General features: G+C 50.0%; 8 protein-coding genes and 1 pseudogene. All 9 read right to left on the bottom strand.

Annotation, left to right across the window (positions count from 1 at the left end; translation table 11 throughout):
* Nucleotides 1-18: 18 nt before the first annotated feature.
* Nucleotides 19-1,302 carry a UDP-N-acetylglucosamine 1-carboxyvinyltransferase gene (gene murA / locus ACQSGY_RS01980; protein ID WP_111271940.1) on the bottom strand — a complete coding sequence of 428 codons (1,284 nt, stop codon included), beginning with the start codon at nucleotides 1,300-1,302 and terminating at the stop codon, nucleotides 19-21.
* Nucleotides 1,303-1,448: 146 nt separating this feature from the next.
* A pseudogene (locus ACQSGY_RS01985) lies at nucleotides 1,449-1,544 on the bottom strand (UDP-N-acetylmuramate dehydrogenase); the annotation flags it as partial.
* Nucleotides 1,545-1,699: 155 nt separating this feature from the next.
* Nucleotides 1,700-2,809: an undecaprenyldiphospho-muramoylpentapeptide beta-N-acetylglucosaminyltransferase gene (gene murG, locus ACQSGY_RS01990; protein WP_427050472.1), complete on the bottom strand. Its 1,110-nt coding sequence runs from the start codon at nucleotides 2,807-2,809 to the stop codon at nucleotides 1,700-1,702.
* Nucleotides 2,810-2,817: 8 nt separating this feature from the next.
* The gene (gene spoVE, locus ACQSGY_RS01995) at nucleotides 2,818-3,915 is read right to left on the bottom strand and encodes a stage V sporulation protein E (protein ID WP_427050473.1); all 1,098 of its coding nucleotides are present in this window, start codon (nucleotides 3,913-3,915) and stop codon (nucleotides 2,818-2,820) included.
* A 48-nt stretch (nucleotides 3,916-3,963) separates the two neighbouring features.
* Nucleotides 3,964-5,385 carry a UDP-N-acetylmuramoyl-L-alanine--D-glutamate ligase gene (gene murD, locus ACQSGY_RS02000; protein ID WP_427050474.1) on the bottom strand — a complete coding sequence of 474 codons (1,422 nt, stop codon included), beginning with the start codon at nucleotides 5,383-5,385 and terminating at the stop codon, nucleotides 3,964-3,966.
* Nucleotides 5,386-5,388: 3 nt separating this feature from the next.
* Nucleotides 5,389-6,357: a phospho-N-acetylmuramoyl-pentapeptide-transferase gene (mraY, locus tag ACQSGY_RS02005; RefSeq protein WP_123062528.1), complete on the bottom strand. Its 969-nt coding sequence runs from the start codon at nucleotides 6,355-6,357 to the stop codon at nucleotides 5,389-5,391.
* A 12-nt stretch (nucleotides 6,358-6,369) separates the two neighbouring features.
* Nucleotides 6,370-7,782 (bottom strand): UDP-N-acetylmuramoyl-tripeptide--D-alanyl-D-alanine ligase, encoded by a 1,413-nt coding sequence (locus ACQSGY_RS02010; protein WP_427050557.1) that lies wholly within the window; start codon nucleotides 7,780-7,782, stop codon nucleotides 6,370-6,372.
* Entirely contained in the window at nucleotides 7,782-9,338 is a 1,557-nt protein-coding gene (locus ACQSGY_RS02015; protein ID WP_427050475.1) for a UDP-N-acetylmuramoyl-L-alanyl-D-glutamate--2,6-diaminopimelate ligase, read from the bottom strand. Before ACQSGY_RS02015 ends, ACQSGY_RS02010 begins: the two co-directional genes overlap by 1 nt.
* A 70-nt stretch (nucleotides 9,339-9,408) precedes the next feature.
* Nucleotides 9,409-11,361: a stage V sporulation protein D gene (locus tag ACQSGY_RS02020; RefSeq protein WP_145404082.1), complete on the bottom strand. Its 1,953-nt coding sequence runs from the start codon at nucleotides 11,359-11,361 to the stop codon at nucleotides 9,409-9,411.
* Nucleotides 11,362-11,415 lie beyond the last annotated feature (54 nt).

An 11,415-nucleotide genomic window follows, 5' to 3' on the forward strand; every position in this document is an offset into this window, starting at 1 on the left:
AAGGGGACGCCAAGGACGTTAATTGGCAAAATCCAACTGTTTCGAAACAGTTGACTGTCTCTCCACCGAGGCTCCAAGACTCTGAAATAACTTTTCGATCCGATCATATCCCCTGTCAATGTGATGCACTTGCTCCACAACCGTTTTACCTTGAGCCGCTAGTCCTGCAATAACCAAAGCAGCACCTGCACGGAGGTCTGTTGCTTCCACAGTAGCGCCATACAGCCTCGGAACTCCACGGATAAATGCTGCGTTCAGATCCACCGAAATATCGGCTCCCATGACGTTCAACTCATCCACATGTTTGAATCGGCCTTCAAATACCGTTTCTTTCATCACGCTAAACCCGTCTGCCAAACTGAGCAGCACCATAATCTGTGATTGCAGATCGGTGGGGAATGAGGGGTATGGAGAAGTCACAATACGATCCACCGATTTCGGGCGAGTCATGCAACTCACAGTCATTATATCATTGCAGACTGTGATTTGAACACCAGTGCGCTTCAACACATGTATAAGTGAAGTAAGATGTGACGGATTGCACTGTGTGAGCGTAACATTACCTCGGGTTGCAGCAGCAGCGATCATAACCGTGCCGGCCACAATGCGATCTGGAATGATCTCATAGGTGCATGGCTGCAGCTTCTTAACACCACTGATCGTAATTGTGTCGGTCCCTGCCCCCATAATACGTGCACCCATTGCATTCAGAAAGTGCTGTAAATCCTGGATCTCTGGCTCTCTCGCCGCATTGAATATCGTCGTTGTCCCCTCAGCCAGCACAGCTGCCATCATAATATTCTCGGTTGCTCCCACACTTGGAAAATCGAGATGAATATCCGCACCTGTCAGATGAGCTCCATGACAGATGATTTGCTGATCCTGCTCTTCAATCCGTGCTCCGAGAGCCTCCAGACCACGAAGGTGAAGATCAATTTTCCGTTCTCCAATCGCGCAGCCACCGGGCTGATATACGGAAACCTTCCCGAATCTTGCCAGCAATGGCCCCATTAGAAAAATGGAGGAGCGCATCTGTTTCATGAGATCTTCTGGCACATCATGTGACCGAATCTGCGACGTATTAATCGTCACGGTTCCCTGTTCATGCCGACACGTGCATCCAAGCCGTTCCAAGATATACAGCATTACTTCGATGTCCAGCAAGTGTGGAACGTTGTGCAGCGTAATTTCACCGTCTGCGAGCAAACTTGCGGCCATAATCGGTAAAGCGGCATTTTTTGCTCCATGGATGCGTATGGTTCCTGATAGGGGTCTCCCGCCTTCAATCACCAATTTGTCCAATGTATCACCTCCGGGGTTTACGCTCACCCACTGCGAAGACATACGGTACCAAGAATATACCTTCATACCGTTATGAGATGATATCGTGCTCTGAATAGGCTGCATAAGGGTGAAGACGTCCTCTGCTGTCGCTTGGCCTGGATCATCTCCAGTACAATCCCAGCGAATTGAAATATCCGTGACACATCCGATCCATGAGCACCTGCAATCCATCCTACAGCTCCACCGAACAATACCGGAATATCACACCTTGAGGCCTGGCTCCAAACTCTTCACCTCAACATGCGTTTTCTGCGGCTTGAATGCTGTGCTGCGGTATCATGGAACGATTGTCACGATTTATACGGTATCTTATGTCAGTCCCGCCTGGTGTGTGACAATCGCCCACTAACGCACATTACCGCCGTGAAGCAAGACGTTTGATCTCGCTCACAAGCACTTCAGCGGCATCCGGTTTACCCAATTTTCGTGAGGCCGCTGCCATCTGTTTACGCCCCGATTCATCGTTCATAATACCTGCGATCGCTTCATACAATCCTTGGCCTGTAAGATCTCTCTCCAGCATAGTGAGCGATGCCCCGCCCTTTTCAAGGGTACGCGCGTTAGCTTCCTGATGGTTGTTCGTCACGTTTGGCGAAGGAATCAGAATGGACGGTATGCCCAGTGACGTAATTTCTGCCAGGAATGAAGCTCCCGCCCGATTGACAATCAGCGAGGTGCAGGCCAGCACTTCAGGCATGTTATGCACATAAGGAAGCACATGCAGATGATTAGGCATCGTTCCAAGTGAACTGCGAATCGCTTCACGGGTTTCATCGAAATAGGTCTCTCCTGTAACGTAAACCACATGTACATCATGTAACTGTTCCAGCAGAGGCGCCATCTCGATCATCGCCTGATTAATGGCTTTGGCTCCCCGGCTTCCGCCAACAACAAGCACAACCCTGCTGTCCATCGGCACTCCAAGTGTAGCGAAGCCTCGATCCCGACTGGCCTGAGCGACCGTTGTTGCTCGCGGGTTACCCGTATAAATAACTTTTTTAGCACCCGAGAATGATTTTTCAGAGCCTTCAAAGCTGACCGCAACAGTGTCCACATAACGCATCAGGAACTTGTTGGTCAAACCCGGAATTGCATTTTGTTCATGAATTACAGATGGAATTCCAAGCTTCGCTGCCGCATACACAACAGGTCCGCAAACATATCCGCCTGTACCAATCACAACATCCGGCTTGAACTCCTTCAGCATTTTTTTGGACTTGCGTACCCCTTGAACGAAACGCATAATGGTTTTCACATTTTCAAGAGATAACTTACGGCGAAAGCCAGTAATATCAATAGACTTAAACGGAATATCCTCCTGCGGAACAAGTTTGCTCTCCAGCCCGCGCGTCCCGCCAATGTATAGAAATGTCGAGTCCGGGTTCTCCGCCTCGCATTGTCTTGCTATGGCAACGGCCGGATAAATATGTCCCCCCGTACCGCCGCCGCTAAGAACGACTCGCATCGTATAAGTCACCTCGCATAACGGGATAAATTCAATAATATACCTAGTGCTGTCAGCATAAGCGTTAAGGATGATCCACCATAGCTAATCAGCGGCAGTGTAATGCCCGTAACAGGCATCAGGCCAATCACGACACCGATATTAATAATGACCTGCACGGCAACCATGCCGATAATGCCCACGCCCAGCAGACTGCCAAAGGCATCTGGAACGGTCATCGCTACACGCATGCCTCTCCACACCAGTACCAGAAACAATAATAAAACGATTATTCCACCAATGAAACCAAGCTCTTCTGCCAAAATGCTGAAAATAAAGTCCGTCTGCGGCTCAGGCACATAACTGTACTTTTGCCGGCTCATGCCCAGACCGAGACCTGCCAGTCCACCCGGACCGATGGCGTAGAGTGACTGAATGATCTGATACCCTGCCCCAAGCGGATCGGACCACGGGTCCAGAAATGCAGTAATTCGCTGCAAACGGTAAGGCGCAGCCACGATCAATGCCGCAAAACCTGCCACTCCCCCTAATGCAAGCAAAGCCAGATGTTTCATGCGTGCACCCGTTGTAAAAATGATAAGCATGGAAGCTCCCATCATTACAGTGCCTGTACCTAAATCCGGCTGCAGCATAATGATGCCAAAGGCGCCCCCCATGAGCCCCAAGGGAGGAAGCAGCCCCGTTGTAAAGGTCTGAATCTTGCCAGGATCTTTGCTCAGCCAGTGGGCAAGAAACAGGATCATGCCCAGTTTCATAAACTCCGAGGGTTGAATACCAAAGGACCCGATGCCCAGCCAGCTACGTGCACCTCCACGAACGACACCAATCCCCGGGATTAACACAGCAATGAGCATAATAAAACAAACAATTAAAATGGGCTTGGCATATTTCCTCCATACCCTGTAATCCACATTCGTTGTTACAAACATCGCTGCCAGTCCCAGTACGGCGAACAAAACCTGTCTTTTCACAAAATAGAATGAATCGCCATAGTTGCGAAAAGCAAGCACCGAACCTGCACTGTATACCATGATGATGCCGATGGCAAGCAAAGCCAAAATACAAATCAGGAGCCAAATGTCCGGCGCCGGTCGCGTCTGTTTCATCAGGAGGCCACCCCTTGCATGGAAGTAGGGGCTTTTCCACCCCCCTACTTACAAGTTATGCGCCGCCTGTTTAAAAATGCGTCCCCGTTCTTCATACGAAGCAAACATGTCCCAGCTTGCACATGCAGGTGACAGCAAAACAACATCACCCGGTGCAGCAAGCCTTGCTGCCTCTTGAACGGCAGCCGTTAATGTACGGGCAGCGTCCTCCTCATTATCGACGACCTTAATTTGCTTTAGTCCGGCAAGCTCTGCGACTTTGGCAATTTTGGCCCGATTTTCACCCAGCAGTACGACCGCTTTGACACGATCTTCGAACACTGGCAGCAGCTCCATCATATCCGAGCCACGATCCAGGCCGCCCGCAATGAGCACAACCGGTTTCTTAAAGGAATTCAATGCCATTACCGTTGCTTTGGAATTGGTTGCTTTGGAATTGTTATAATACGCTGCGCCATTGTGCTCCAGCACATATTCAAGTCGATGCTCAACGCCTTTGAACTCAGCAAGGGGCGCAGCCAGCTGTGCAGGATCAGCACCAGCCGCAACGGCGATCGCTACAGCAGCAAGTGCGTTGCCCACATTAAAGCGGCCGGGAAGGCCAATGTTCTCTATGTCCATGATGACAAGCTTCTTGCCCTGGTCATCTGCGTAGACCACCTGACGTTTCACATCATCCTCCTGGTCATCCACATATGGCGGGTCAGCATATACTCCTGTCTCAAGTCGTTCAGTCAGCGAGAACGGAATCAGTTTGCTTTTGATATAAGGAACCAGCCCACGGCAGACCGCATCATCCCAATTCAGAACAGCAACATCATCTGCTTGCTGGTTTGCAAAGAGCTTTGCTTTGGAAGCGACATAATCCTCCATATCTCCATGGTAATCCAGATGAGTCTCTGCCACGTTAAGCAGCGCAGCAATGCGCGGTCGAAACTCAACGGTGCCTTTCAGCTGGAAGCTGCTCAGTTCTACCACCATCCAGTTATCGGGCGTAGCCTGCTCAGCCGCCTCACAGAGTGGAGTGCCAATATTGCCGGCAACAATAGGCTTCAGGCCTGCTTGCTCCAGCATATTCCCAACCCAGGTTGTTGTTGTTGTTTTTCCGTTAGAGCCTGTAATGCCAATCATAGGTGCTGCACAGAGATGGTACGCCACTTCTACCTCTGTCACCACTTCAATTCCTAATTCCAGCGCTTGCTGCACTGGAGCGGCATGGTAAGGAATGCCCGGGTTTTTCACAACCAGCTTCACCTGATCATGAATGAGGTCAGTCGGGTGTCCACCGCATACAACAGAAATTCCCAAAGCCTCCAGTTCGGAAGCTTCGGGACACTGTTCTCTTTCTTTTTTGTCATTTACCGTAACGATTGCCCCGGCACGATGCAGCACTTTGGCAACTTGTACACCGCTCTTTGCAAGTCCAAGCACAACCACTTGCTGTCCGCGATAGGTTTCTGGATGGTTCATAGTTTACAACCCCTTGTTGAGATAAAGTCCAAGAGCGGCCAAAATCGCACCTACCGCCCAAAAGGTAATGACAACCCGCCATTCTGACCAGCCACTCAGCTCAAAATGATGATGAATGGGACTCATTTTGAATACACGTTTGCCACGGGTCTTGAAAGATACGACCTGGATCACGACAGAGAGAACCTCGATGACAAAAATACCTCCAATGACGAGGAAGAGAAGCTCTGTCTTCGTAACGATAGCAATCGCACCGATTGCTCCCCCGATTCCGAGTGAGCCCGTATCGCCCATAAATACCTTGGCTGGATGTGCATTGTAGACTAGGAAACCAAGAACAGCTCCAATCATCGCAGCTGCACACACGGCGGCTGGCATTGACGTTGCCTGCATCGCTACAATAGCAAAGGCACCAAACGCAATCGCACTGACTCCAGAAAGCAAACCATCAAGTCCGTCCGTGAAGTTCACCGCATTCGTAATGGCAAGCATCATAAATACAACAAACGGATAATAGAACCATCCTGTCCAGTCAAATGAAACCGAGGTTCCGGGAATGGAAATCGCGGTGCTGTGTCCATTTTGAATAAGCAAATAACACATCAGGGCACTAAAGAGCAGCTGTCCCAGCATTTTTTGTCTGGCTGTAAGTCCAAGCGAGCGCTTGAATACAATTTTGATATAGTCATCGAGAAACCCAATGAGTCCAAATCCCAGCGTTGCGACAAGCAGCACATAAAAATCGGTGTTCTTGACCGCCGAGAATTTAAGAAAAGCCAACGTGAAGGCAAGTAAAATCACAACTCCGCCCATCGTTGGTGTCCCGCTTTTTTTCAGATGGCTCTGAGGTCCATCCTCTCTGACCTGCTGCCCGAATTTCATTCGGCGCAGCAGCGGAATGAGAAGCGGTGCGGCAATCACCGCCAGAATAAATGAAACGCCGATTGTTAACAGTAATACTTGGAAATCCATGGGTTCACCCCTCTAGTCTACTCGATTGTGTAATGGTGCTGTCTGCAGTGCCTGAACCACATCCTCCAGCTTCATGCCTCGGGAGGCCTTGAACAGAACAACGTCTCTGGCGTGAAGATGCTCCAGCAAATAACGGGTCAGCGCTTCTTTGCTGTCAAAGGCATGCACAGCATCTGCCGCCATATGCTTCCTCGCTCCCTCGGCAATATGCAGGGATAACGGTCCGTATACCAGCACTCTATCCACTTTGGCAGGGGTAATATACATGCCTATCTCATGATGAAGCTGCTCTTCCTGAGGACCTAATTCAAGCATATCTCCGAGCACAGCAACCTTCATCCGGTATCCTTTCAGACCTTCCAACACATCAATGGCCGCCTTCATCGAAGTGGGGCTTGCATTGTATGCATCATTCAGGAGAGTCAGCCCACTAACCGCCTGTGTCACCTCAATACGCATGCCTGTCAGCTTCAGCTGTGATAAACCCGCCGCCATATTCTCTGAGGTAACGCCAAAATGACGTGCCACAGCCATCGCAGCCAGGCAGTTGACCACATTATGCGTGCCCAGCAGCGGAAGGGTATATGCTTGCTCCCCGGACTGCTTCGTTGTAAACACCATGCTATTCTGCGCGTTCATCAGCCCTGTTGCATAATCATCATTCCCGGCTTGCAGGCCAAAGGTAAATCGCTGCATGTTCTCTGGCTGTCTGGTCTCGGACTCACCCAGCACCTGAGCAATCAAAGGCTCGTCTCCGTTGTAGATGAGCAGCCCGTTCTTTTTCAATCCCGCGGCAATTTCAGCCTTGGCTCTCGCAATTTCGAGTCTTGATCCAAGCTGCAGCAGATGTGATTCACCAATGTTTGTAATGATTGCAGCATCGGGCTGCGCAATCAGAGACAACTCTTTAATTTCGCCCCGGCCGCTCATGCCCATTTCCAGAATGATTATCTCTGTATCCTCGGGCATACTCAATACCGTCAAGGGCAGGCCAATATGATTATTGAAGTTGCCCTGCGTTTTATGCACTTTGAATGTTGTGGAGAGAAGAGCATCTACAATATCCTTCGTTGTTGTTTTGCCGTTGCTGCCCGTGATGCCTACGACAGACGCCTGACTCTCGGCCAGATAGGCTGAAGCAAGTGACTGCAAAGCGGTGAGTGTATCCTCGACGATAATAACAGCGCCCTGCGGCGGAAGTCCGTGATCCTTTTGCCACATGGCACCCGCAGCTCCCTGCTTCAGACATGCCTGCACAAATTCATGTCCATCAAAACGTTCACCAACCAAAGGGATAAACAGACTGCCTTTCACCGGTTTACGGGAATCGGTAAACACCCCTTCGGCCATAACTCCGCTATAGACGGCAGCGTCATTTATTGTACCGCCACACATTTCGGCGATTTGCGCCAATGTTCGTTTTATCAATTGGATTTGCCCCTTATCGCTTCTTTGGCTATGATTCGGTCATCAAAATCAGTCTTGGTCGTACCGATAATCTGATAAGTCTCGTGACCCTTGCCCGCAATCAATACTACATCGTCTGGGCTTGCCATTTCAATAGCTTCCTGGATTGCCAGACGCCGATCCACAATCAAAGTGTACTGCTCAGCCGGAACAGCATCTTCAATCAGCCCCTGTTCAATGTCCTTCAGAATCAAATCCGGATTTTCTGTCCGCGGATTGTCGGAAGTTACCAGCACAAAATCACTATATTTCGCAGCAATTTTCCCCATCAACGGCCGCTTGGTTCGATCACGGTCACCGCCGCAGCCAAACACACAGATCACTCGTCCTGCTGCAAACTCTTTGACGGTACGCAGTACATTTTCGAGTCCATCCGGTGTATGAGCGTAATCGACGATAACGGCGTAAGGCTGCCCTTCATCAACGGCCTCCACTCTGCCATCCACGCCTGGAACAGTTTCCAGACTGCGCTTGATCTCTTCCAGTGGAACCCCCTCCACCAGTGCTGCAGAGATTGCTGCCATTGCATTGTACACATTGAATTTGCCTACCATACGCAGCCCAATGTCAGTGCTGCCTGCAAAGGTATCTACATGGAATGACGTTCCCTGAGCTGTGATCGAGATTTCAGAAGCACGCACGTCTGCCTTTTCCCCCATGCCGTATGTAATCACTTCAGCAGCTGTTACTGAAATAAAATATGCCGATGCCGGATCATCTGCGTTGATTACCGCATATTTGCGACGGGAAGCTTCATCAGCGTAAGTGTTACCCAGCCGTGCAAAGAAGAGCCCTTTAGCTCCACGATACTCCTCCATCGAGTGATGGTAGTCCAGGTGATCCTGCGTCAGGTTGGTGAATACCGCTGTGCGGAAATCTGTACCTTTGACACGCCCCTGCTCCAGCGCATGAGATGAAACCTCCATCACGCAGCAGTCCGTACCGGCCTGAACCATATCATGCAGACTGCGCTGCAGATCAAGCGCCTCAGGCGTTGTTCCGGACATCGGATATGTACGCCCATCATAGCGCATCTGAATCGTACCGATTAGCCCCGTTTTCTGACCATAATCGCTCATAATTTTCTCGATCAAATACGTAGTGGTTGTTTTGCCGTTGGTGCCTGTTACACCAATCATTTTCATTTTGCGGCTTGGCGAGTCGAAAAAGAAGTCCGAAAGAACTGCCATTGCAAAACGGCTGTCTTTGACAATCAGCTGCGGCACAGGCAGATCCAGCTGACGCTCCACCACAAGAGCTGATGCTCCAGCTTCCACTGCTTTTGCAGCATAATCATGACCGTCCACCGTATGCCCCGGAAGACAGATAAACAGATCACCCGGCTGAACCTGCCGGGAATCTGTCTGAAGGTTGTGGCATTCTATATTGGAGTCGCCTACGAGACGAGCGGTCGTCAACTTGGATTCAAATTGGTTTAAAAGCACATGAATAACCTCACTTTTCAAATAGACTTCTGTAATTAACGGATACGCTGCATTATTAATATCGGCCATATCACCAAATAATGAAACGCACTTTAAAGAATTTTGTTGCGGTGTAAGCCTGAAACCCGCGCCTGCCCACTCATTCGTCCTTGCTATGGTCATGCCCATCCTTCAGCACGTCACCCATATATATGCGTATCGTTGAGCCTTGATCCACCCTCGCCCCGGGTTTGGGTGCCTGATTAATTACATATTTGCCACTGCCGGACTTTGCCAACATAAAATTCATGTTCAGGTCCTCGTACAAATCTGCAACCGTTGCGCCGGTAAGATCAGGAACCGTCACAATTTTGGTTTCACCATATTTATACTCTTTGGAAAGCTGATCCTTGCGTACAGGCACATTCATGTAGTGCAGTGAATCCTCCAGAATATTTTGCACAATCGGAGCGGCAACCACACCCCCGAATTGAATGCCCTTGGGATTATCCACTGCAGTATATACAACGATCTGCGGGTCATCGGCTGGAGCGAATCCGATAAAAGATACAATATGCTCGGTGGAGGAATAACGTCCATTAATAACCTTCTGAGCTGTACCCGTTTTGCCGCCGACCCGGTACCCGTCAATAAATGCCGGACGTCCTGTACCTTTGGCTACGACACTTTCAAGCGCTTCTCGCACTTGCTTGGATGTATTCTCCGAGATCACCTGACGAACCAGCTCGGGCTTCACTTCCTCCAATACCTCTCCGGTTTCGGGATGTACCCAGGCCTTCGTCACATAAGGTTTGTAGAGCTTGCCTCCGTTGATCGCAGCGGATACTGCAGCTACCTGCTGAATAGGCGTTACAGATACACCTTGACCGAAAGCCGTTGTGGCAAGCTCGACAGGACCTACATTGGATAATTTAAAAAGGATACCGCTTGCTTCACCGCTAAGATCGATTCCCGTTTTGGTACCAAAACCGAAATTTCGGATGTAGGAAAACAAGGACTCTTTGCCAAGCTTTTGTCCCAAAGCGACAAAGCCCGGGTTACAAGAGTTTTCTACCACCTGAAGGAAGGTCTGGCTTCCATGCCCCCCCTTCTTCCAGCAGCGCAGACGCGCACCGCCGACCTCGACAAAGCCTGGATCAAAAAATTGATCCTGCTGCAGATTCACCTTTTTTTCTTCCAGCGCAGCAGCGAGTGTAATGATCTTGAAGGTTGAACCTGGTTCATAGGTCATCCAGATGGGCAGATTGCGGTTATAAATCTCCGACGGGTATTGCTGATAATCTGCCGGCTCGTAGCCCGGGCGGCTCGACATCCCCAGAATCTCGCCTGTCTTGGGATTCATGGCAATCGCCAGAGCGGAATTGGCCTGAAACTTGACCATAGCCTGATCGAGCTCACGTTCCATAATCGACTGAATGGATTTATCAATCGTCAGCTTGAGATTAAGCCCATCCTTCGGTTCCACATACTTCTCGGATGAGCCCGGCATAAGCCTTCCGGCCGCATCGGACAAGTAGGATACACTGCCATTCAGACCATTCAGCTTGTCATCATACCTTTTCTCCACACCCGTCAGCCCCTGATTGTCGATACCTGTAAATCCAAGAATGTGGGCGGCCAGATCATCATACGGATAGAAACGTTTATTATCCTCGGCAACAACGATACCCGGAAGCTTCAAATCACGGATGCGCTGAGCTTTCTCCATCGTAATTTTGCGGCCGCCGGGTTGTAGTCGTACGATTAGCTCTCTTTTCTTGATGGTTGCCAGCACTTTTTCTTCCGTCATCCCCAATAACGGTGCAAGTGCACGAGCCGTTGTCTCGGCTTCCTTGACCTGAGCCGGGATCGCCATAATTGTCGGAGTAGTTACGTTATAGGCCAGAGCGGTGCCGTTTCGATCAAGGATCTCTCCTCTTTTGGCTGTGTAAGGTATGTTACGGCGCCAGGATTCCTCCGCTTTTGCCGATAATTCCGGGCCTTGACCCAACTGTACATAAGCAAGCCTGATTACCAAGGCTGAGAATAACATCACCAAAATCAATAAACTCCACAGCAGCCTGCGCCGCAGATTCACACTTGATCCCTTCACGAAAAGATCCCCCCACTCGTCCCAAAATCATGAACTGTCTCATTCATGAATATT

Origin of the sequence: Paenibacillus sp. TC-CSREp1 (genome assembly GCF_050171015.1) — a bacterium.
Lineage (GTDB): Bacteria > Bacillota > Bacilli > Paenibacillales > Paenibacillaceae > Paenibacillus > Paenibacillus silvae.

Bases quoted from the DNA above. Each gene is read 5' to 3' on its own strand.
- murG (WP_427050472.1), bottom strand. From the start codon at position 2,809: ATGCGAGTCGTTCTTAGCGGCGGCGGTACGGGGGGACATATTTATCCG.
- spoVE (WP_427050473.1), bottom strand. From the start codon at position 3,915: ATGAAACAGACGCGACCGGCGCCGGACATTTGGCTCCTGATTTGTATT.
- murD (WP_427050474.1), bottom strand. From the start codon at position 5,385: ATGAACCATCCAGAAACCTATCGCGGACAGCAAGTGGTTGTGCTTGGA.
- mraY (WP_123062528.1), bottom strand. From the start codon at position 6,357: ATGGATTTCCAAGTATTACTGTTAACAATCGGCGTTTCATTTATTCTG.
- ACQSGY_RS02015 (WP_427050475.1), bottom strand. From the start codon at position 9,338: ATGGCCGATATTAATAATGCAGCGTATCCGTTAATTACAGAAGTCTAT.